This is a genomic window from Paenibacillus cymbidii (assembly GCF_004764705.1).
In the GTDB taxonomy this organism is placed as follows: Bacteria; Bacillota; Bacilli; order Paenibacillales; family NBRC-103111; genus Paenibacillus_AN; species Paenibacillus_AN cymbidii.
Window position 1 is genome coordinate 36,032 of sequence record NZ_SHLX01000041.1, and the last position, 21,658, is coordinate 57,689.

21 protein-coding genes and 1 pseudogene are annotated in these 21,658 nt (G+C 54.4%); 8 read left to right on the top strand and 14 right to left on the bottom strand.

Features of this window, described 5'->3' with window-relative positions; translation table 11 throughout:
* Positions 1-51 precede the first annotated feature (51 nt).
* The 8 genes from EXY20_RS34540 to EXY20_RS34575 all read right to left on the bottom strand — a co-directional run bounded on the left by EXY20_RS34540 (position 52) and on the right by EXY20_RS34575 (position 8,450).
* The gene (locus EXY20_RS34540; protein ID WP_167859726.1) at positions 52-765 is read right to left on the bottom strand and encodes a GntR family transcriptional regulator; all 714 of its coding nucleotides are present in this window, start codon (positions 763-765) and stop codon (positions 52-54) included.
* A gap of 111 nt (positions 766-876) precedes the next feature.
* Positions 877-1,704, bottom strand: a complete 828-nt coding sequence (locus EXY20_RS34545; protein WP_135556995.1) for a carbohydrate ABC transporter permease — start codon at positions 1,702-1,704, stop codon at positions 877-879.
* 28 nt (positions 1,705-1,732) lie between these two features.
* Complete coding sequence (locus EXY20_RS34550) at positions 1,733-2,611, bottom strand: carbohydrate ABC transporter permease (RefSeq protein ID WP_167859727.1); 879 nt, start codon at positions 2,609-2,611, stop codon at positions 1,733-1,735.
* Between the two features lie 96 nt (positions 2,612-2,707).
* Positions 2,708-4,015: an ABC transporter substrate-binding protein gene (locus EXY20_RS34555; protein WP_135556997.1), complete on the bottom strand. Its 1,308-nt coding sequence runs from the start codon at positions 4,013-4,015 to the stop codon at positions 2,708-2,710.
* Between the two features lie 45 nt (positions 4,016-4,060).
* Entirely contained in the window at positions 4,061-4,870 is an 810-nt protein-coding gene (locus tag EXY20_RS34560) for an amidohydrolase family protein (protein WP_135556998.1), read from the bottom strand.
* Between the two features lie 5 nt (positions 4,871-4,875).
* Positions 4,876-5,628 (bottom strand): amidohydrolase family protein, encoded by a 753-nt coding sequence (locus EXY20_RS34565; RefSeq protein ID WP_135556999.1) that lies wholly within the window; start codon positions 5,626-5,628, stop codon positions 4,876-4,878.
* 39 nt (positions 5,629-5,667) lie between these two features.
* Positions 5,668-7,413, bottom strand: a complete 1,746-nt coding sequence (locus tag EXY20_RS34570; RefSeq protein ID WP_167859728.1) for a glycoside hydrolase family 2 protein — start codon at positions 7,411-7,413, stop codon at positions 5,668-5,670.
* Positions 7,414-7,454: 41 nt separating this feature from the next.
* Positions 7,455-8,450: a Gfo/Idh/MocA family protein gene (locus EXY20_RS34575; RefSeq protein ID WP_135557001.1), complete on the bottom strand. Its 996-nt coding sequence runs from the start codon at positions 8,448-8,450 to the stop codon at positions 7,455-7,457.
* 216 nt (positions 8,451-8,666) lie between these two features.
* On the opposite strand from EXY20_RS34575, the gene EXY20_RS34580 reads away from it, so the two are divergent.
* Together EXY20_RS34580 and EXY20_RS34585 are read left to right on the top strand one after the other, a co-directional pair.
* Entirely contained in the window at positions 8,667-9,794 is a 1,128-nt protein-coding gene (locus tag EXY20_RS34580; RefSeq protein WP_135557002.1) for an ROK family transcriptional regulator, read from the top strand.
* A 10-nt stretch (positions 9,795-9,804) separates the two neighbouring features.
* Entirely contained in the window at positions 9,805-11,223 is a 1,419-nt protein-coding gene (locus EXY20_RS34585; RefSeq protein ID WP_135557003.1) for an SGNH/GDSL hydrolase family protein, read from the top strand.
* Positions 11,224-11,296: 73 nt separating this feature from the next.
* Here EXY20_RS34585 and EXY20_RS40170 read toward each other — a convergent pair whose 3' ends face one another.
* The 4 genes and pseudogenes from EXY20_RS40170 to EXY20_RS34615 form a co-directional block, all read right to left on the bottom strand.
* Positions 11,297-11,530: a cysteine hydrolase family protein gene (locus tag EXY20_RS40170; RefSeq protein ID WP_235886339.1), complete on the bottom strand. Its 234-nt coding sequence runs from the start codon at positions 11,528-11,530 to the stop codon at positions 11,297-11,299.
* Between the two features lie 527 nt (positions 11,531-12,057).
* Complete coding sequence (locus EXY20_RS34600) at positions 12,058-13,101, bottom strand: IS630 family transposase (protein ID WP_407944952.1); 1,044 nt, start codon at positions 13,099-13,101, stop codon at positions 12,058-12,060.
* 211 nt (positions 13,102-13,312) lie between these two features.
* Entirely contained in the window at positions 13,313-13,516 is a 204-nt protein-coding gene (locus tag EXY20_RS34610; protein ID WP_120749738.1) for a hypothetical protein, read from the bottom strand.
* Positions 13,517-13,547: 31 nt separating this feature from the next.
* Positions 13,548-13,829, bottom strand: a pseudogene (locus tag EXY20_RS34615) (glutathione-dependent formaldehyde dehydrogenase); the annotation flags it as partial.
* A 74-nt stretch (positions 13,830-13,903) separates the two neighbouring features.
* Between EXY20_RS34615 and EXY20_RS40765 the strand changes: the two are divergent.
* Both EXY20_RS40765 and EXY20_RS34625 read left to right on the top strand, forming a co-directional pair.
* A complete protein-coding gene (locus EXY20_RS40765; protein WP_456238575.1) occupies positions 13,904-14,158 on the top strand; it encodes a WCX domain-containing protein in 255 nt (84 codons plus the stop codon).
* 121 nt (positions 14,159-14,279) lie between these two features.
* Positions 14,280-14,834, top strand: a complete 555-nt coding sequence (locus EXY20_RS34625; protein ID WP_135557005.1) for a dihydrofolate reductase family protein — start codon at positions 14,280-14,282, stop codon at positions 14,832-14,834.
* Between the two features lie 137 nt (positions 14,835-14,971).
* Here EXY20_RS34625 and EXY20_RS34630 read toward each other — a convergent pair whose 3' ends face one another.
* Positions 14,972-15,883: an ROK family protein gene (locus tag EXY20_RS34630; protein ID WP_135557006.1), complete on the bottom strand. Its 912-nt coding sequence runs from the start codon at positions 15,881-15,883 to the stop codon at positions 14,972-14,974.
* Between the two features lie 2 nt (positions 15,884-15,885).
* Complete coding sequence (locus EXY20_RS34635) at positions 15,886-16,602, bottom strand: N-acetylmannosamine-6-phosphate 2-epimerase (RefSeq protein WP_135557020.1); 717 nt, start codon at positions 16,600-16,602, stop codon at positions 15,886-15,888.
* 246 nt (positions 16,603-16,848) lie between these two features.
* Between EXY20_RS34635 and EXY20_RS34640 the strand changes: the two genes are divergently transcribed.
* The 4 genes from EXY20_RS34640 (at position 16,849) to EXY20_RS34655 (ending at position 21,648) form a co-directional block, all read left to right on the top strand.
* A complete protein-coding gene (locus EXY20_RS34640; RefSeq protein ID WP_167859729.1) occupies positions 16,849-17,943 on the top strand; it encodes an aliphatic sulfonate ABC transporter substrate-binding protein in 1,095 nt (364 codons plus the stop codon).
* Positions 17,940-19,376, top strand: coding sequence for a sulfatase family protein (locus tag EXY20_RS34645; protein WP_135557008.1), 1,437 nt, complete (start codon positions 17,940-17,942; stop codon positions 19,374-19,376). Before EXY20_RS34640 ends, EXY20_RS34645 begins: the two co-directional genes overlap by 4 nt.
* A gap of 75 nt (positions 19,377-19,451) precedes the next feature.
* Positions 19,452-20,963: an ATP-binding protein gene (locus EXY20_RS34650; protein WP_167859730.1), complete on the top strand. Its 1,512-nt coding sequence runs from the start codon at positions 19,452-19,454 to the stop codon at positions 20,961-20,963.
* A complete protein-coding gene (locus EXY20_RS34655; RefSeq protein ID WP_135557010.1) occupies positions 20,956-21,648 on the top strand; it encodes a response regulator transcription factor in 693 nt (230 codons plus the stop codon). Before EXY20_RS34650 ends, EXY20_RS34655 begins: the two co-directional genes overlap by 8 nt.
* Positions 21,649-21,658 lie beyond the last annotated feature (10 nt).

Consider the following 21,658-nt stretch of genomic DNA (forward strand, 5'->3'; position numbering starts at 1 on the left):
CGGTCATAACCTCCATCATTTGTTGGCAAAATAAGATTGGCTTGCGACGGCTTAAATCTCGCCGCCGTTCTGCTCGATCGCCAGCCGGATGTTGCGGCTGGAGTAATCCAGGTGCTCGCGCAGCACGCGTTTGGTAGCTTCGCTGTCGCCGGTCAGCATGCTGTCCAGGATGGCACGGTGCTGTTCGACCGCGCGGGCCATCATCTCGCGGGTGACTAACGCGCCGCCGAAATTCAGGAAACGGTAATGCATCAGATTGCGGTACATTTCGACGTTCTTGCGGTTGCCGGCCGCCCCGACGAAAGCGAGATGAAAGTCGAGATCGAAATTCGCCTGCCCCTTGTTGTCGTCATCGGCGCGGAGTATCGCTTGCTCGGCGATCTCTACGATAGCGGCGGCTTCCGCCAACACCGACCGCAGCCGGTCCTGCGGCAGCAGCGCCAGCCGGTCGATCGTCCAGCTGTCGATCATGTCGCGGCATGCCATGATGTCGATCACGTTGTCTTCCTGTACCGGATTGACGAACGTGCCAACCTTCGACACGGTGCGCACGAGCCCTTCCATCTCGAGCCGGATGAGCGCGTCGCGGATCGGCGTGCGGCTGATGCCGAGCTGCTCGGCCAGCTCGGGAATGAGCAGCTTCTCATTGGCCCCGAACTGGCGCGCCAGAATCCGCTCCTTCAGCAGCTGATATGCCTGGTCCCAAATATTCGCGACCTGCAGCTTCGGCAGCCGCTGCGCGGACGGTTGATCCGCAGGGGCCATCGGGTCATCTCCTTTCATGTTTTATGTTGTATACAACATACCAAGACTAGCCGGGCACTGTCAATTGTCAAAAAAAAATCGGCGCCTTCGCGGGCGCCGATAGAAACTGATTTATCCTTTCACCGCACCTGCCGTTACGCCTTCGATAAACCGTTCCCTGGCGAACAGGAAAACGACGAACAGGGGAATGAACGAGAGGAAGGTAGCCGCCATCATTTCGCCGGAAGTGACTTGTCCGAACGACCGCATGCCGGCGATGCCGACGGGCAGCGTTTTCATTTTCTCCTCGGTCGTAATAATGAGCGGCCACAACAAATTGCCCCAGTTCAGGATAAAATAGAAAATCGTCAGCACGGCGAGCGAAGACTGGATCACCGGCAGCACGATGCGAAAGAACAGGCCGTATTCGCCGCAGCCGTCCAGCTTGGCCGATTCCAGCAGCTCGCCCGGGAGGACGCGGATGAATTGCATCATCAGGAATACCCCGAACGCGCTGGGAATCGTCGGCACGATCAAGCCCCAATACGAGTTGGTCCAGCCGAGCCGATCGACGATGAGGAAGCTCGGGATGATCGTCACGATGCCCGGGATCATCGTTGTGGCCAGCATGACGGCGATCATCGGGCGTTTGCCGGCAAATTCCCGTTTGGCGAACGCATAACCCGACATGGAACTGACCAGCAGCATAAAAACAGCGCCTACCCCGCAAACGATCACGCTGTTCGCGAACCATCGGCCGAAGCGGGACGACCCTTCGAACAAGGCGAGATAGTTCGCCCAACTGCCGTCGTCCGGCCAAAACTTGGGCGGATAAGCGAGCAGATTCGTCGTCTGGCGAAACGACGAAACGAGCAACAGCCAGACGGGCAATACGATGCCCAAGGCTGTCGCCGCCAACAAGACATGTTTGACGACGGTCCGCGTCCGACTCGTTTTCAACGCCTGTCTCCTCCTTTCTCCCGCGGGTTCAATATTCCGTATCCGATTTCAACACCCTCATTTGCACCAAGGCGATCGCCAGCATGAACGCGAGGAAGATCATCGACATGGCGGCGCCGGTGCCGATCCGGTCGTCCAGCAGCGTCACCCGGTAGATGAAGAACACGACGCTTTCGCTCCCCCGTACAGGGCCGCCGTTGGTCAGAATGAAGATGGAATCAAAAATTTGGCCGATAAAAATCGACGTCATGACGACATTGAGCAGAATCGCGTTTTTGATCAGCGGCAAGGTGATGCGAGTCAACTCCTGCCACGGCGTACATCCGTCGATTTGGGCCGCGTCGCCGTATTCGCCCGGGATGTTGCGCAGCGCCGCTACATAGATGAACGTGTAGAACGTGGCGCCTTTCCAGATTTCCAGCATGCATACGGCAAGCTTGGCCATGAGCGGGCTGCCGAACCAGTCCACTGCCGGCATGCCGAGCGAAGTGAGCACGTAGTTGAGCGGCCCGGCCTGGGAGAGGACATAGGCGAATATAATGCCGCCGGCAACCATCGAGATGATGAGCGGCATAAAAAAGACCGTCTCGTACACCGCAGCGGCACGGCTCTTGCGGCGGATCAGCAAGGCGAGCGCGAGGGCAATCGCCTGGCCGCACGGAATGATGACGACGATATAGAACAGCGTGTTCAGAAATCCCCCGAGATACAGCCGGGCATTGGACAACACTTTGGCAAAATTGGCCCATCCGACCCATTCCATGGCGTCCAGATTCAGCAAACTGCCTTGCGTAAAGCTGAGAATGACGATGAACAGGATGGGAAGGATGGAAAAGACGCCGGCCAGCAGCAAATAAGGCAATACGAACGTATACGAAATGAGCGTCTGTTTCCATTTTGCATGCACCGTCGACATGACCCTCCTTTCGCTCGGGCGGCAAGCGAGGCTGTTATGGCAGCCCCGCTCGCCCGGTCTTATTTTCCCGCGTTCCAACGGGTTGGTTTAATTGGCGTATTCGTTTACGGCGTCCTTCAGCGCTTGCGCCGGCGACTTCGCCTCCAGCAGCGCGGCATCGCGCATGTTGCGCACGATGTCGAACGCTTTGCTGAACCGGTCGTTCGGCGGGTACAACTGCAAGGTTTGGATCGATTTTTTGACGACGTCCATCACTTCGTCCCCCACGTACATGCTGTCGTTCGCTTCCGGCAGCGGGGAGAGGAAGTTGGCTTTCTCCAGATACAGCTTCGCGTTCTCTTTGGAAGTAACGAACGAGATGAATTTCCAGGCTTCGTCCTTGTGCTTCGATTTTTCGGCGATCGCCAGCATGCCGAGTCCGCCGTACGCTTCCCGTTGTTTGGCCGGATCGGTTGCCGGGCCCGCCGGATTGAGAAACGCGCCGAGCGGGAAGTTGGGGGCGTTCGTCCGCACGGTCGAGATGAAGCCCGCCTGCGCCATAATCATGGCGATTTTGTTGTCCTTATAGAACGCCTGGCCGAGCTGATCGTCGTTCGGGAATACGGTCGGCTTGGGCGCCACTTTGTATTTGACCACCAGATCGGTCAAGTACTGCAGCCCTTTCTGCCCTTCCGGGGTGTTGAAGCCGAGCTTCGTAATGTCCTTGTTCTGATCGGCGTACAGATAAGCGCCGGCCTGGCCCATCCAGGCGATCACGTTCTGCTCGGAGATGCCGCCGATGGCGTAGCGGCCGTCCTTGGTCAGCTTCTGGGAGACGTCGATCATTTCCTGCCACGTTTGCGGCGGCTGTACGTTCGCTTCCTTGAACAAATCTTTATTGTACAGGATGATCGAGCTGGCCGCTACGAAAGGCATGGTGTATATTTTGCCGTTGATGCGCATGTAGTCGATGACGCTTTTGGAATATTTGGCTTGCTCCGCACTCGTAAAGTAAGAGGCAAGATCGGCAAGCTGCCCGCTCTTTGCGAATTTGACGAAATACTCCGGCATGTAGGAGACGTCCGGCGGACTGCCGCCCGCGAAGGCTGCCGTATACTTCTGATCCCAGCTGTCCCACGGCGTCTCCAGAAATTCGACATGAATGTTCGGGTTGGCGGCTTCGAACTTCTGGATGATCGTGGCCCAGACATCTTTTTCGTTGGCAAAATGGGGAGCTTTCCAGAAGGTGAGCGTCACTTTTTCGCCTGGCTTGGCGGTACTGCCGGTGCTGGCGCCAGGGCTTGGGCTTCCGGACGCGGTGCCCGATTTCCCGGCATTGCCGCCGCTGCAGGCGGCGAGGACGACAGTGAGAAGCAGGCAGATCAGGGCGAGCGCGGACCACTTTTTGCTATTCATCGAAACAACGACCCCCTCATAATTGTTGTCGTACGTTTGGTTCGTCTAGGCAAGCGCAAGCAGCCGCTTGGCATTGCGCCCCAGGATGTCCAGCTTGATCGATTCGGGTATAGCGGCGAACGCCACGTTGCCGATCTCCCAGCAGATATTGTTGTAAATGGTATCGCTGGAGAAGAGCAGCTTGCTCGTATCCGCCTCGCGGACGAAGCGTTCGGCCGTCGTGCGGGAATAAATGAACGCGCCGTTCAAGTCGAGGTAAACGTTGTCGAACCGGTTGGCCAGTTCGATGGCAATCGATAATTCGGGCTCCCTGCCGCCGCAATGGCCGAGCAGGATTCTGGCATTCGGGTAGCGGGCGGCCAAGTCGCGGAACATGGAAGGCTCCGAATGGGCGCCCCAGGCGTGCGAAAGCACGATCAGCCCGGCTTGGTCGGCGTATTCCCACATCGGGGCGTAGCCGGGCCCGGAGATCGGATACCGGTTGATTTCCGGATGAACCTTGAAGCCGATAAACTGTTTCGTCAGCGCCAGGCAGCGGGCCGCCGCGTCCAGACTCGCTTCGGGCAAGTAAGGGATATACGTGATCCATCCGAGCAGCTTCGGGTCCTGCAGCATGTAGGCGCCCAGATCGAGATTGGCCTGCAGGTCGGCGCTCGCAAGCCCTCTCAGCATCGAGATGACGGAGTAATCGACTCCCACGCGCGCCATCGTGCGGGTATAATGAACGAGTTGTTCGTCTTCATCGGCATAGGCCAGGTAAAGATTGGGGTAGGCGCCGAGATGGCAATGCATGTCGATCAAGGTTATGTCGTGCAGCGGCAGTCCGCTTCGGGCAAGCTCCGCAACGGTTGTCATTCGGTTCACCTCTCCATCAGACGCTCCAGGTTTTTGTAAGCGATGTTTGCCTTGTCCGTCTCCGGCAGTTCGGCGTAAGCCAGCATCGTCACGGAAGGGCCGGGCGAATTGAACGGCCGGTTGCTTCCCCACAGCAGCCGCTCGGAGCCGAACAGCGCGACGGTGCGCTCGTAGGTCAGCCAGTTGTCGTTGACGGACATTTCCACGTAGACGTTCGGATGCTGCTCCAGGAAGCTGTACCACATCATATTCCGGCGGTGCGGGGCTTCGGTCAGCACGAAAGCGACGTCCCGGTATTGCCGGCACAGCTGCTCGAACAATGGGTTTTCCCCGATGATATCGCCTTCCTGGTAGATTTCGCCGTAGGACAGCATGACCGTCAAGCCGAGCCGCTGGGCGATGGCCAGCATCTCCGTCACGTGGGCGGAGCCGAGCGTATAGCCGTGTTCGCGGGGAAACATCCGCACGAAGCGAACGCGATGGGCGGTCAATTCCTGTTCCAGGTACGCCCAGCCCTGCTCGTACTTATAGTGCGGCGATACGACGAAACAGGGGACAATAGACGGCTCGTTCCGGCATAGAGCGGCCAATTTGGCATTGCCGGCTGCTGGATGCAGCGAGCGGGCGTCGGCATGGTAGGCGACCGTCTTTTCGATGCCGAATGGGGTCGAGATGCGGATGCATTCCGCTTCGTCGCGGATCGACACCTGTTCCCTGACATAAGCCCCGATCATGGTGTTGGCGTCATACAATTTCACGGGCCCCGTCTCCTTTCTCTTTCAAAAATGAGGCAGCGTTCAAACGGTAGCGGCGTCGAACAGCCGTTTGATGGTGCGGTAGGCCGCTTTCTCCTTGCGGTCGATCGTCACGACGCCGTAAGGACCGTAGGGCGACTTCCACATCGTATCGCTCGTGCCGACAAAATCCCGGCGATGGTAGTAATCCGCCCAGCTCCAGACGACTCCTCCCTGAATGCCGGCGTCGAGGATCGCCTGCCATACTTTCTCCAGATAGGCCGCCTGGTACGTCTCCGAAAACCGGTCCTCGCTTTGCAGCCCCAGGATGCCATGCGTTCCGAATTCCGTCATCACGACGGGTTTGCCGGCATATTCGTCCGCGGTTGCCCGCAAATGCTTCTCCGTCGGCACACGCACCAGCTCGTCAAGCGACGGAATGTCGAGCGCCACGTTCTGATGGAACAAGCCGTAGTACAAATTGACGCAGACCAGATCGGCATCTTCAAAAGCGAGGTGGCCCGGGGAACCGGTTGTCACGAACGTCACCAGCCGGTCCGGATCGAGCTGCCGGGCGCGGCCGAGCAGCCTGCGCATGGCGGCGATTCCTTCTTCCGAGTTGGTGCCGGATTCGTTGCACATGCTCCAGGCGATGACGCACGGATGGTTGCCGTCGCGACGGATCATCTCTTCCAGCGCGATCTCCGCCCGATCGACCACTTCCGGGATATAGGGGCGGTCGCGGCCTTCGGACAGCCACCAGTTCAGCGGAATTTCCTCCATGAACAGCAGGCCGATTTCGTCCATCAGCTCGAGGTGCACCGGATCCTGGGGATAATGCACCCGGATCAGATTGGCCCCCGTCCGCTTGATCTTCATCAGATCCTCGCGGATGACGTTTGCCGGCGCAGACGGTCCGTACTGCAAATATTCATCGTACCGGTTGAAGCCTTTGATGACAATCGGCTTGCCATTGAGCACGATTTGGTTGCCGATCGTGGCGATTGTGCGGATGCCGCATTTTTGCTCGATGCTGTCGATCGGCGACTCGCTGTCGAACAGCTGCATTGCAATCGTATACAAATGCGGGTTGTCCAGCTCCCATAATACGGGATCGGGGACGGTCAGCGAGACGGTGACGGCGGTCGTTTCGGCCGCGCCGCACGAGAGGGGCGTTTCCGCAACGATCGTTCCCGCGCCGGCGGCGATTTCCATGCGGAGCATGCCGCGGAACGGTGCCGAGGCCGTGTGGGCCACCTTGATCTCGCACTGGACGACGGCGGTGCGGTCGTCCCCGATTCGCGTCCGAATGCGGCGCTCGTTTATGTAGGTGCGGGGGACGGTTTCCAGCGTGACGGGCTGCAGAAGGCCGCCGTATTGAATCCATTCCACGACCGGACCGCCCGGCAGCCAATGCTCCTGATGGCGGTTGTCGACGCGCAAGACGATTTCATTGACACCGTCCGCTTGCAGATAGGGGGTGAGCGCAAAGTCGAAAGGCAAGTAGGCGCCAAAATGCTCCCCCAAATAGCTGCCGTTCACCCATATTTGCGAATGGCCGCTTACGCTGTGAAAGACGATGCGTTGCAAGCTCAGCGGATCGACACTGTGCGCCGGCAGCACGGCGGCGAACCAGCCGATGCCTTCATAGCCCCAGAAAGCAGGCTCGTAAAGGTCCCACGGTTTGGCTGCCTGTACCGTCATCCAGCCGGATTTGTCAAAGTCGGGGCGATGCCAGCCGCGCTGTACGCCAAGATCGTTCTGGTCTACCTGAAAGCGCCACTCCTGAAGCCGGGTCTGGTTTCTCAACATATCCGTTCCTTTCATGCGCAGGTCTGTCTGCTGTCTGTTTAGGCGATGATTCTGATCGTTCTTCCGGTTGCGGCCGATTCATCGATCGCGTAGCATACCTCCATCGAGCGGGCGGCGTCGGCAAAATCGCACCTCGTCCCGGAGCGATGGATGACGGCATGGATGAATTCGTCGATTTCCGCTTGAAACGGGTGATGGGCGACTTCGCCGCTGTCGGGAAGCACGGTCGGTATTTCCGCATAATCGGTTTGGCCGGGAAAAATCGACGAGAACAGCCGGTTGTTCAGCAGCGTGCCGTTCGTCCCGTGCAGTTGGATATTGAACTTATAGGGCGTGGCGCATTCCAGCAGCGACGAAATTTTGCCCATGCCCCCGTTTCGCAGCTTGGCGACTGCCAGCACGTTCGGATCGTACTCGTATCCGGAATGCGGGCCTCTGTGGCTGTAAGCCGTCACTTCCTCCACTTCCCCGGCCAAATACCGCAAAGCATCCACCGCATGGCAGCCGGCCGAAAGCAAGCTGCTTCCCCCTTGGCGGCGGGAGGCGCTCCAGCTGTCCGACGGGATCGCATGCCAATAATCGACGCCGGCCATGATGACGTCTCCGATGGCGCCGCTGCCGGTCAACGACTTGGCGATTTCAAGCAACGGATTCCAGCGCAGGACGAAGCTGACCGTCGTTACGATCCCTTGTTTGCCGATCGTTTCGCCCATGCGCGCCAGATTCGCCCTGTCCATTGCGACAGGCTTCTCGATAATCAGATGTTTGCCGAGCTCCGCCGCCAGTATGGCCTGCTCATGCCGGGAGTCCGGCCGGGAGCAGAGTACGATGGCATCGACATCCGGGTCGTCCGCCATGTCGCGGAAGGAAGCGTATACTTTCCCGTCCAGCTGCAGACCGTGCAGCCTCGCTCTTGCTCTGTCGGGATCGCCGCCGAAGATGCCGGCTATCTTGCCTTGCGGGTGATGGGCGATCCATTTCAGGTATTGCTCCGATACCCATCCTGTTCCGGCGATTCCGAACGAAACGCTCATCGTTCCCCCCCCCTTTCTTCCATTCCCCGCCATTACATCATTTGGAAAATCAATGGCACGGAATTGACCCTATAATTATTCATTCACTTACTTAATCAATTATACAATCGGGTTTGCGAAAATGTAAATATGCAATTTTTTAGCGATTGAATTGGCAATAACAGCAGTTTAATAGTATAATTTATTTAGTTAATCAAATGTCGAAAGGATCTCCCCATGCAGCTGTCCGAAACGCAATTATCCATCTTGAAATTGATTGATCTCCACCAGGAGATCTCCCGCAAGGAGTTGGCCGCACGCACCGGGTTGTCGCAAGCGGCCGTGACCAACATTACGAAAGAGCTGATCGAGCAGAAATACATTCTGGCGAAAGGGGAGCGCAGCAGCAGCGGACCCGGGCGCAAGGAAGTGCTGCTGCAATCCAATCCGGAGCGGTTTCAATATTTGGGCATCGATATTGGCGGTTACCGGGTGCGCTTTGCCATATCCGACAACAATTTGAACGTGCTGCATTATTTGGACACGCCGATGGCCGAGTACAAGGATGAGCCCGACAAGCTGGCGGCGTTGGTCCGGCGCATTCACGCTTTTCTGCAGGAGCGCGAGGTAACGCCCGGTTCCCTGGATGCCATCGGCATCGGCGTGACCGGCATTGTCAATGCCGATCTGACGCACATTCTGAACATCCCGAACGTGAACAAGTGGGACGATCTGCCGATCGTTGCCGAGCTGCAAGCGGCATTCGGCTGCCCGGTTTTCCTCGAAGAAGGGGGGCGGACGATGGCGCTCGCGGAGAAACTCGTGGGCAAAGCCAAGGAAGTCGACAATTTCATCGTCGTTCATTTTGGCAAAGGCATTGTGGCCGGCTTGATGATTAACGACCAGATTCTCCGCGGGGCCAGCAATGTTGGAGGGCTGCTCGGCCACATTACGGTCGACGAGAAGGGGCCGCGGTGCATGTGCGGCAACTACGGCTGCCTGGAAATGTACGGACCGTTCCAAATTATCGATGAGCGGTACGAGGACAAGGGCGGCGCTTATGCCAACTTGTTGGAAGCGTACGAGAAGCAGGACAAGACCGCGCTCGATTATTGCATTGAAGCCGGCAACGCGATCGGCATCGCGCTGAGCAATGTCGTCAATTTGTTCAATCCCCGTTATATTTATGTGGGCGGGCATTTGTTCGAGAGCCTGCCGCTTGTGCTCGACGAGATGAAACGGACGATCCGCATGCGCGCCAACCGCTTCGCCAACATCATTCTCAATGTGGAGAAGAACTCGTTTGGCGACAGAGAGGGCATTTACGGAGCGCTCATTTTGGCCAAATCGAAACTTATTTTTTAGGAGATAACGAATGGATGAACGGGAGTTTCTATCGAACTATGCCGTCAACCTGACGGCGGCTCATTTCCCGGCGGTGACGAATCGGCGCCGGTCGCATCATGCTGCGGATCTGGAAATATTGCTGCTCGGCGACAGCCACGGATGGGGGCAAGGGTCGCCGGGCTACGACTGTGTCGCGCCGTATACGCCGCATATGCCGGCCCCGTACAATCAAGGCTTCTACGCCAGATTGCGGCGGCACCTCATCGCCAAATACGATTGGTATCCTGACGATGTTGCGAACCGGGAATGCGGTTATTTTGCCGACGGGATCGAAACGGTGCGCGGCGTCTATCATCGGACGACGGTCGATATCAACGGTCGGCCGCCGGCGACCGGCTTTTACGCTCCGTACGGTGCGGATGCTGCGGACGCGGACACGTTCGGCTATCTGGTGCAGGACAACAAGTTCGGCCGGGATGTGTGGGTCATCGGTCCGGACAATCGCGGGCAAGCGCTTTGCCATATCGACATGAAGGCACATGCCCGCAAGGTTTATATTGGTGTAATAGCCGGAATATCCGGAGGGAGACTTGAGGTGTTCTTCCAGCGGCGGGACGGGAGCGGGAGCAATGCCGCCGGCCGCTTGTATCGCGAGCGGGCGGGCTATCCGACGGTGACGAGGGTGGAAAGGGGCATGCATGTGCCGGACCGCAGCGGAGGGTCGTGCGTCTTGCAGGACCGGGTGGTCCTCGACACGTATCGTCCGGATGCGGACGAAGAAGTCGTTTATTGCATCGACTACGGGCAGAAGCAGCAAGGGCGGTTGTGTTTGGCGATAGGCGATGCCTCGGATGGCGTGCGGATGGGGAGCGTTCGTTTGCGCGGAATCGTGTTCGATGCGTGTGCGGTCCGCAACTTTTCGATGGGCGGGCATACAGTTGGGCAATGGCTCGGGGACGGCACCGCCAGCTATCATGACGCGTCGGCTCCGCATCTGGAGCAGCTGCTGGCGTACGTGCCGTTCACGCCGACATTGACGCTGATCCAGGCGCCGATTGTGAACGAATACCTCGGGCAAACGCCAACGGAAGCGTTTCAGGAGCATCTTGGCCAAGTGGTTCGGATGCTGAAGCGGCATTTGAACGAAGCGGACGGTGCCGGAGGCGGAGGGGATATTCTGCTGTTCACCACCCTTGGCGACAAGCGCATCTGTTATGGAAATGAGCCGTCGGCCACGATCCGATATGAGGATTATTGGCGGGCTGCGCGGCAATTCGCTGTCCGCAGCGGCATCGGGTTCGTCGATTTCGCGGCGTATTTTCGCGATCTGGCGGGGCAGGGAGGGCTGGATCCCGAATTTCTGTATGACGATGCGACCCATCCGAGCCCCTTCGTCAACGAATGCATCGGCAACCGATTGGCCGAGCTTGTCGATTTGGTGATGTGAAGGTTTTGTGAAAGCAACCACTTGGGGACCGTTTGGACAAGTTGAACAGGGAATTACCATTGGGGATAAAGATTTATAATTTTGAAATAGCCTCCTGTGTCGTCCAGGCAGCACTGGCAAATGCTTTATAATTGGTAACGGCAGCTTGAAAATCCTCTTCGCTAATTGTTGCGGTGGCATCGTATACAACAGCTGTTTCAAAACCAGTTTCGATCAGATGCCTCATATGGGACTCTACACAAACGTTGGAAAGCACCCCTGCAATAATTATCTTCTCTTTTTTATGTTGTCGCAACTGATATTCCAAGTCATTTGTTTGTGGGCTGGCAACCTTGTGGGGAGTTGCAATGACGGTTCTTCTGTCAAAAATATAAGGTTTGAATGAATGAATGAATGAACAAAATCAGCTCCAAATGACGGTGGAGTAAACGCATTTGCCACTTGATACAATCTAAGACCTAATAGCATCTTTTGTTCATTTCCTGTAAATTGCCAGCCATAATCATGAGGGTATAAATAGTGGGGCGATATGAAAAGCTGGTATCCCTTATTCATGGCAGTTCTCATTAATAGTTCAAGGTTTTGTATTGTATTGTTTCGTTCAATAATTTCTTTAGTCAGATGGTAGCATAGGCCGCATGAGGTGTCTTCGGCTAAAATCAAAAACGCGCCTGAACCATAGTGGTTTTGCGCGTTTTATCGGGATGAACTACGGTGTCAGGACGGAATGTTCATAGCGGTCTGAATATTTTTCAGATCGAGCTGAATTTGCTCCGAAATATGGTACGGATGGTATAGGCCCCGCTGCATCATGTATATAGACCGCAAATAAGATCATAACCGAACAAGCAGACGATCGATGGTTTGCATCGGATGCGTATTAACCTGCTTCATAAATTGGCTCACATGAAGCTTGATCGTATAGAATTTTTCAAAGAAGACGTTATTGACTACGTCAGCTTTGAGCCATAACCATAAGCCTTCCACCGGATTAAGATTTGGGCTGTAAGGCGGCAGAAAGACCAACTGTAAACGAGGATGTTCTGTGAGAAACGGCTGTAAAGCTTTGGCGTGATGAATGCGACTATTGTCCAAAATCAAGGCTATTTTTCCAGACGGGTACGCAGAGAGGAGATCTTCCAAGAAGCGAACGAAGGCAGCTACATCCGCTTTCTCCTCTTCCCGATGATGCACTTGTCCCGTTTCGTAGTTGATCGCCCCAAACAACTTGGCTCCTTCATGCTTGCCGTAGGTCGGCACTTTCCGTTGCCTGCCGCGCGGGAACCAATTGTATTGCAGTGCTTGATAGGAACGGATCATCGATTCATCTTCAAACAGCAGATGATCGATTTCTTCGGCTTCCACCTGTTTCTTGAGATGAGTAAAGGTTTGTTTACGGAAAAATGCTTGGGCATCCGCATCGGCTTTGGCCAGCGAATAGGTCGCTTTGGTAAAGCTGAAGCTCATCCGTTTGAGCATCGCGCTGATGCCGCGCACGCTCATGGTAACGCCAAACGTCATCTTGATCCACTCGGCTACCAGCGGAAGCGTCCAGGTGTAGCGCGCTTCAAAACCTACATCGGCTGGGGTTTGCTGTTCCAGCATGGCACCTAGCTGACTGCGTTGCTCGTCCGTTAGTTTTGTCGGTTGTCCGGGGGAATGATCCATTTCCAGTCCCGCTAGACCGTGTTCCTGATACGCTTGCCAATAGAGACTGATCGTTTGGCGCGTACGATGGAGTAATTGGCCGATCTCATCAAACGAGTGACCTTCAAAGCGAAGGCGGACCGCCAGGTACCTCTCGTAAAGTCGTTTATCTGCTGTTTCTCTCATGGACACATTTAGTTGCTCGATTTTTGCGGTACTCATTTTCATCACCACCGAATTTTTGTTACTATTTATTACCCCGTTTGGTGGTTGGCGTCGCAGGTTCGTTTGTTACTTGCGTTCTATATAGTTTGTTATCTTTTCATGGGAGTCGATAGCTTCGTCGAGCTGTTTCATCAAAAAATCCATTGCGATTACGTCGTCGGTCAGCGTATGAAGACCTGTCAAGTGTTCCAATAGGGTGTTCATGTTTCTATCTCCTTTAGGTTAGGGTCACTTTAGACAGCACTCCGCCGAGCTCCTGAAGCTGCTGCTGTGATAATTGCACGTCTTGCTGCAAAATTTGCCTGAGCTCCGGGTCGGTTACCAGAGCTTGCATCGTTTTGGATTTGGTCATGCAAACGGTCTTGAACGCGGCCATTTCATGAACCTCCAGCATCTCATGCAAAGCGTAATTGGAGTTCATTCGGATTGTCCTCCCCTGTATTTACCCATATTCAGGGCTTTAAGATTACTTTGATGCAATTGTCCGTTTTCGTATCAAACATTTCATAGTCGTGCTTGGCCTCGCCAAGCGGAATGACGTGCGTAACAATATCTCCAGGGTCTACTTTGCCCGACGCAACCAGCTCGTACATATGCGGCATGTAGTGAATGACCGGAGCTTGTCCGGAACGGATATTCACGTTGCGTTGCATGATGTCGCCGAGCGGGAATCCGTTTTAGCGTCCGCCGTATACCCCGGTGACTTGGATAGTCCCACCTTTGCGAACTGCCTGGCGACAATCTGGCACTGGACAAGAAGTCATTTGTTCCAAGAACGGACGCAGCGGACCAGGGGTTCGCAGAAGGAATATGGCCGAAACTTACTAAAGTAAGGGCGCTGATCTCGCCTGCGATCAAAGATCAATTCATTGAAAGGTACGGCAGCAAGTGCATCGAGCCTCATAGTGCCGAGTGGCTGTCGGCAACGATCCATATCCCGCAAAGTCAAATCAGCTTTCGACATTTAGCCGGCTTCGGAACGGAGCTTAAAATCGTAGCGCCCCTCTCATATGTGGAAGAGTTCCAGCGATATGTAGCGGAAATACTCAACCATTATCGATAAGAACCCACGTAGAAGAAATGCTTATAGCATAAAAAGATATCCTCTCTTTTCTTAATATGACATAAGGTGACGTATTTGAAGGTCATAATGGTTGGTAGATCAACGAAAGGAGTATCAGATCATGAAACGAAGAATAATATTGGATTTAGCGGTTACTTTAGATGGTTTTATTGAAGGGAAAAATGGTGAAGTTGATTGGTGCATTATGGACTCCGAGATGGGGTTTAATCATTTTTTAAATCAAATTGATACCATTCTATATGGAAGAAAAAGCTATGATTTATGGGGACAATTTACTCCTGAAATCGAACATACGGATGCTGAAAAAGAATTTTGGGAATTGGTTCATAGTAAAAAGAAATATGTGTTTTCCAAGTCGCAGAAGGGGACTGATGATAAAGCAATCTTCATAAATGATTCTATTCTCGAAGAAGTAAATAAATTAAAGAATAGACCTGGTAAAGACATCTGGTTATATGGTGGAGCAAGTCTTATTACAACTTTTATCAATTTAGGACTTGTCGATGAATTTAGATTATCTGTTCACCCTGTTGTTTTGGGAGAAGGGAAACCGCTGTTTGTGGATATAAAACAGAGGTTGAATTTAAAAATGGTTCATACCAGAACGTTCTCCTCGGGTGTTGTTCAACTCATTTATCATGTTGACGGGAACTGATGATATTGCACATTCCCATGATAAAATCGTTGCGCGCCGAGGAGACGAAGCGGCAGATCGAACGCGAAGGAGGCACGGCCTTGGCCGCGACAGCCAACGTGGCCGATCCGGCGCAGTCGAGGGTCTGGCAATATTGATTATTTAAGGGCCAGATAATCCATCCCCAGTTTGGCTGCACCGAGAAGGCCCGCCCGATTTTGGAATGCGGCCTTCAAGAGAACGGGCTCGTTCACGGCCCGGTTGGCATAGCGACGGATGTTTTCCCGCAACGCGTCCCACCATAACCCGCTCGTTTCGATCAAACCGCCGCCGATGATGAATGCCTCCGGATCGTAGACGTTGCACAAGCTGGTAAGACCGATCGCGAGGTCGCCGACGAATTTATCGAGCACTTGCGCCGCAACGGGATCGCCGGCATGCAGGCGATCGAAAAACTGTTTGCCGGAAACGAGCCTATCGCTTCCGGTCCGGTCATTGTAGCTGCGGCACAGCGCCGTGCCGGAGCAGTATTGCTCGAAGCACCCGCATTGTCCGCAATTGCACGGCTTGCCGTGCGGGTATAGAATCATGTGGCCGATTTCTCCCGTGCTCCAATGCGCGCCCCGAATCAACTCGCCATTGACGAATACGGCTGCGGCGAGCCCGGTTCCGAGCGTCAGGCATACGGATGACGAATAAGAGCGGCCGGCCCCGAGCCACATTTCGCCAATTCCCGCCACGTTGACATCATTGTCGACGACGGAGGGCAGCCCGAATTTGCTTTCCATGAATTGCTTCACATTTACCCCGGTCCAGTCGGGCAAGTTCGGTGTGGCAAAATAAACGGTACCGTTGTCGCAATTGACTCTTCCCGCGCTGCCGATGCCGATGACCGAAGCAGCGGAACCATTCAGCAAGCTTGCCGCAATGTCGGCAATTACCCCAAGGACATGATCTTTTCCCTTCGCAATATCCGTTTCGCGTTCTTCCGTTCGCACAATCGTGCCAACCGCGTCGACCAATCCGCCGATTGCTTTTGTTCCGCCCAAATCGATGCCGATGGATAACATAATCAGCGGTCCTTTCCATTTTTCAGGAAACGATTGATATCGTTTACATGTTTGGCGGTGATGATCTGCGGTCGTGTAATTCCGGCTCCGATGACGACGGCGTACGCCCCCAGCGACATGGCTTTGACGGCGTTGGCGCCATCCCAGAACCGTCCTTCCGCAATGACGGGAATATCGATTTTATCCACGAGCGCGGATACCAGGTCGAAGTCGGGCTGCTGCAATTCGATGGGCACATTCGTTAAACGATTGCGGGTTTGTTCGGTATATCCGGACAAGGTCGTGGCTACCAGGTCCGCACCCGCACGGGCAGCGGCGATCCCTTCTTCCACGGTAGACACATCGGCCATCAGCAAAATATTGAACCGGTTCTTGCTATCGTAGATGAATTGTTCGGTCGTTTTGCCGTCCGGTTTGGCGGCTTGCGTGCCGTCCACTGCGACGATTTCGGCTCCCGCTTCTACGACCTTGGCTACTTCTGCGAGCGTGGGCGTAATATAGCAAGGGCAATTCGGATACACTTGTTTGATAATGCCGATCACAGGTACCGTTACCGTTTGTTTGACCGCGCGAATATCTGCCTCAGTATTGATTCTGACGCCAACGGCGCCGCCCGTTTGGGCTGCCAGCGCCAATCTGGCCATAATCGGCGAACCGTACATCGGTTCGTCGGGCTGCGCCTGACAGGATACGATCAAGCCTCGCTGCAACAGTTCCATTTTCAATGCGGACTCCTCCATTTCTCTTGTCACCTTTAAACGTAATCTTCTATTTTTTCGAAGAAATGGTGCCGTCAACTAAAGACGGCGCGGCCGTATCTTCTCACGCTATCACTGTAATGCATCGCCGACAGGGAAATAAGTTTGAAAAAAAACCAAACTATATGAAAAAGTGAATGCCCGTTACAATGGGGGTGTGTAGAACGGGTTCTACCAAAAATCGATGCATACAGGGGGAATATGAGCATGAAAGCAAAAGTCAGATTGCGATTTACAGCAGGCTTTCTCGTCTTGTGTCTGACGGCGGCACTTGCCGCGTGCGGCGGCAAGCCGTCCGGAGAAGCGGCGAACAGCACGGGAACGAATTCGCCGTCACCCGCGACAACGGCGGATAACAAGACGAAGCCGCCAATCGCCAAAATCAATGTCGCCTACATGCCCGACGTGAACGGCGTACCGCCGATCGTTCTGGGGGAAGAGAAAGGATATTTCAAAGAATACGGGCTGGAAGTGAACGCCGTTAAATTTTTGAGCGGCCCGCCGGAGTTTCAGGCGATGGCGGCACGGGACATCGACATTGCGGTTATTGGGCCCGGCGCAACGTTTCTCGCCGCTCAGGGACAAGGGAAAATAATCGCTTTGACCAGTCTCGGATTCGGGGACAGAGTGCTTGCCACGAAAAAATCCGGCATTAAAGCGTTCAAGGACTTGAAAGGAAAAACAGTCGGAACGCCCAAAGGCACCTCAGGGGAAATGATCTTGAATCTCGGCCTGGAGAAAGCCGGGTTGTCGCCGTCCGACGTGAATGTCGTCAATATGGACGTGGCCGGGGCGGTATCCGCTTTTGTCGCCAATAAAGTCGATGCTGTCGCGATTTGGTCGCCATACACAGATGAAATCGAAAAGCAGGTCGGCAAAGACAATTTCGTGGAAGTGGGAGGCAGCAAGTCGTTCTATCCCGACTATGTATTCCCGGGAGCCTGGGTCGTGCAGCCGAAATTTCTGGAGGAGAAGCGCGATGTAGTGGAACGTTTCTTCAAAGCATGGGTGAAAGCGAACGATTATCACATCAAAAACCTTGACGAATCGGTCAAGCTGGTGGCCAAATATACGCAAGTTCCGGAAGACTCGCTGCGCAGTCAGCTTGCCAATATGGAATGGATCGACTCCGCCAAACAAGCGGCCCAGTTCCAGGACGGAACGATCATCAAATGGTACGACCATTTGGTGGAGCTGTTCGTGAAGAATGAAAAGATGACAAAAGCCGTACCCGCGAGCGAGTTTATCGACACGGAGCTGTTCCCTAAAATCGTCAAGGAGCTAGAGGCGGAGGCCAAATGAGAATCATTTATTTCGACATCGATTCGTTGAGACCGGATCATATGGGCTGTTACGGGTATCCGCGCAACACGACGCCGAACATTGACAATATCGCCTCCCAGGGGGTAAGGTTTAACCGTCAATACTGTGCCGCCTCGCCTTGCGTGCCGTCGCGTGCCAGCTTCATGACCGGGCGGTTTGCGATCAATCATGGAGCGCTCACCCATTGGGGACCGGGCAGCGAATTGTACTACCCTGACGGCGATCCTCATTCCGGGGAGTATCCGTTCTTCACTCGCTACTTGCGCGAAGCGGGCTACAAGGCAATCACGTTCTCGAGCTTTGGCGACCGTCATAAAGCGTGGTGGTATTTTGCCGGATGGAACGAGATCCATACGCATACGCTCAAATGCGGCAATGAAGACGCGAACGAAGTGGCGGAGCACGTTATTCCTTGGCTAAAGCAGCATGGCACAGAGGACAACTATTTTCTGCATATCCAATTTTGGGATCCGCACGGCTTCTATACGTGTCCCGACGAATATGCGAATCAGTTTCAAGGCCAGCCGACCAGCGAATTCCCCGATGAGGCGACGATCGCACAGCACAGAAGCATGTCGCATCCGCGATCGGCAACGTTCCTGCAATGGTCGCGGGACATCCCAATTCCGCAGAAAATGCCCTACGAGCTGAACAATCGCGACGATTTTGTCCGTTTAATCAACGGATATGACGGCGGCATCCGTTATGCCGACCATCATATCGGGCAGATCATGCAAACGTTCCGCGAGCTGGGAATCGAAGAGGAAGTGTGCATCATCGTCAGCGCCGACCACGGCGAATCGTTCGGCGAACAAGGTATTTACATGGAGCATGGCATGGCGACCGAGTCGGTGCACCATTTGCCGCTGATCATCAAAATTCCCGGCGTTACGTCGCCCGGCCAAATCGTGGACGATTTCGTTTATAACGTCGATTTGATCGGTACGTTGACGGAGTTGGTCGGACTCGACATCCCGCAAGGGTGGGACGGCCAGTCTTTTTTGCCGGTGCTGCGCGGACAAACGTGGCAAGGCAGAGATTACCTCGTGCTGGAACACGGCCTGTTCGCTTGCCAGCGGGCGGTATGCGATCGACGTTGGTACTTTATCCGTACGTATCACGAAGGCCTCTACGAATTCGACCCTGTGGTGCTGTATGATATGGAAAACGATCCGCATCAGACGGCCAACGTGGCGGCCGAGCATCCGGATATCGTGCAGCTGATGGATCACCGCCTCTCGGCTTGGCTGCAGGATAATGCCAGAAAGCACGGTCACATTGTGGATCCGATGCAGGAAGTAATCCGAACCGGACCTTTCCGTTACATGCAGCCGCATACGTGGGTCGGGCGATTGCGCCAAGAAGGCTGGGATAAACAGGCCGATGACTTGCAAAAATATATAACGATATGATCATAACGACGGCAATAGGCGGGAGAAGAGTTTCTCCGCCTATTGTCGTTCCTTGCATGAATGCGGGTGAAGCGGATGACGGTGCTGTTGATATTCGTGATGGCTGCGGCCATCACCTTGTTTATTATGAAAGCGCGCAATCCTTCCGCTTATTGGATGGCGCTTGTGCTGCTGGGCTGGTTTTTGAGCATGGCGGGGCTTGTCTTATTCCTCGCCAAATACGGCGGGTTTTATTATAAAGTCAATCAGGTGCTGTTCTTCACCGACGATATCCGTAACTGGCTGCTCCATTCTCCGCTGTCGATCGGAGGAGTGAGCCGGATGATTTCTATCGGCCGCTCCCTGTTTATTTTCAGCCTGCTCGGGCTGTCCATTTCCTTGTATTATTACAAGCCGTTCAGAGAAGGGTGGAAATGGTATGTGCTGAGCGCCATTTTTCCGCTTGGCAATGTGTTCTTCTATGAGCCGGTTGTGTATAAACGCGCACTGGGCATGCTCGACCGCGAATTCACTTATACGATCGGCTGGCTTACCCGCGGCTGGTTGATCGCATCGGCGGCGGTGGCGATCGCCCTGCTGCTGATGCGGTATAAACGGACGACGGTCCATTGGATCAAAAAACAGCTTCAATCCATCCTGCTCGGCGTTTTTTCGCTTGTGCTGTTTTATTTTTACCTCGGGTTTATGGGACCGTTGCAAGTTTTCGATGTTCGTACGTATTACGTGCTATATTCCGACTTTTCCAATTTCAATCCGCCGCTGAAGCTGTTCGAATGGTATTTGAGCATCGGGCTGACCGGTATCTCATCCTTGACCGGGATTATTGCCATCTGGAAATATACCAAAATCGAGAAGCAGCTTGGCAATGCCGATCTGCAGCTGGACAGAAAGCTGAAGACGGCCAACATGGGCGCCAAAGTGTTTACTCATGCGATTAAAAATCAGCTGCTCATGATCCAGCTCCTGATTCGGCAGGTACAGGAGCCGAAGGACTCCTCATCGGAAGAAGGGCGGAGAAAGGAACAGCTGGACAAGGTATCGGAAATTGTCAATCAAACGCTGTACAGGCTGGATCAGCTGTACAATTCGTTTAAAACGTCGCAGCTCCAGCTGCGGACGGTATCCATCCAGCACGTTATCGGCAAATCCTTGAACCGGCTCGGCATCATCCCCGGGCATGTGACGCTGCAATGCACGTTGCCGGAAGAAGAAATTACGATTCTTGCGGACGAAGCCCATTTAACGGAAGCGCTTTACAATTTGATCGTCAACGCGCTCGAGGCGATGCCGGAGGATCGTCCTGGAGAGCTGCGGATCGTTTCCCACGTGGAGAGGAATTGGCTCATCGTCAACGTCGCCGACAACGGCTCGGGTATCCCGCATGACCAGTTGGAAGCGATCTTCGACCCCTTTTTTACAAGCAAAAACACGACGAGAAACTGGGGGGTAGGACTGTCCTACGCCAGGCAGGTCGTACAAGGTCATTTCGGCCGCATTCAGGCAGAAAGCAAGTTGGGGGTCGGCAGCGAGTTCCATATGCTGCTTCCCGTCTATTACGTGGAAAAAGGAGGAGATTCGGATGAATAAACCTGTGCGCGTCTTCGTTGCCGAAGATTTGGATGTGCTGCGGAATTATTATAGTCAATTGATCGTCAAGCAACCGGATATGGTGCTGGCCGGCCAAGCTTCCAGCGGCAAACGGACGCTGGAAATGGCGGAGGCAAACGAGGTCGACGTTGTATTGATGGACATCGAGATGGATTACAAGCATGACGGCATCATGACGGCGCTTGCCTTGTTCCGTATGCATCCCGGAATAAAAATTATTTTCCTGACGGTTCACGAGGATGATGAAACGGTATTTCGCGCTTTCGAGACGGATGCGGTCGACTATATAACGAAAACGGCTTCCGACGAGGAAATCGTGCGCAGCATTCGCCGCGCTCATGAAGGCATCTCGCAAATCCGGCCGGCGATCGCCGGCAAGGTGAAGGGCGAATTTACCCGCATCCGCCGGAACGAAGAAATCTTGTTTCAGGCGATGCTTCTTTTGACGCAGTTGACGCGTACGGAAATGGATATTCTCGATTTGCTGCTGAAGGAACATAAGGTGGCGGAAATTGCGCAGATCCGGCAAGTCGAAATGTCGACGCTGAAGTCGCAAATCAACATTATTTTGAAAAAATTCGACCGGAGAAGAACGAAGGAGGTTGTCGCTCTGCTCCGGGATCTGAACCTTGAGCCATTGATTCAAAAAGTGCGGGGCTGCTAGGGAAGCGGGA

Coding starts and splice junctions, on each gene's coding strand:
- EXY20_RS34540 (WP_167859726.1), bottom strand. CDS start 765: ATGGCCCCTGCGGATCAACCGTCCGCGCAGCGGCTGCCGAAGCTGCAG.
- EXY20_RS34555 (WP_135556997.1), bottom strand. CDS start 4,015: ATGAATAGCAAAAAGTGGTCCGCGCTCGCCCTGATCTGCCTGCTTCTC.
- EXY20_RS34560 (WP_135556998.1), bottom strand. CDS start 4,870: ATGACAACCGTTGCGGAGCTTGCCCGAAGCGGACTGCCGCTGCACGAC.
- EXY20_RS34575 (WP_135557001.1), bottom strand. CDS start 8,450: ATGAGCGTTTCGTTCGGAATCGCCGGAACAGGATGGGTATCGGAGCAA.
- EXY20_RS34580 (WP_135557002.1), top strand. CDS start 8,667: ATGCAGCTGTCCGAAACGCAATTATCCATCTTGAAATTGATTGATCTC.
- EXY20_RS34585 (WP_135557003.1), top strand. CDS start 9,805: ATGGATGAACGGGAGTTTCTATCGAACTATGCCGTCAACCTGACGGCG.
- EXY20_RS34610 (WP_120749738.1), bottom strand. CDS start 13,516: ATGAACTCCAATTACGCTTTGCATGAGATGCTGGAGGTTCATGAAATG.
- EXY20_RS34625 (WP_135557005.1), top strand. CDS start 14,280: ATGAAACGAAGAATAATATTGGATTTAGCGGTTACTTTAGATGGTTTT.
- EXY20_RS34630 (WP_135557006.1), bottom strand. CDS start 15,883: ATGTTATCCATCGGCATCGATTTGGGCGGAACAAAAGCAATCGGCGGA.
- EXY20_RS34635 (WP_135557020.1), bottom strand. CDS start 16,602: ATGGAACTGTTGCAGCGAGGCTTGATCGTATCCTGTCAGGCGCAGCCC.
- EXY20_RS34640 (WP_167859729.1), top strand. CDS start 16,849: ATGAAAGCAAAAGTCAGATTGCGATTTACAGCAGGCTTTCTCGTCTTG.
- EXY20_RS34645 (WP_135557008.1), top strand. CDS start 17,940: ATGAGAATCATTTATTTCGACATCGATTCGTTGAGACCGGATCATATG.
- EXY20_RS34650 (WP_167859730.1), top strand. CDS start 19,452: ATGACGGTGCTGTTGATATTCGTGATGGCTGCGGCCATCACCTTGTTT.
- EXY20_RS34655 (WP_135557010.1), top strand. CDS start 20,956: ATGAATAAACCTGTGCGCGTCTTCGTTGCCGAAGATTTGGATGTGCTG.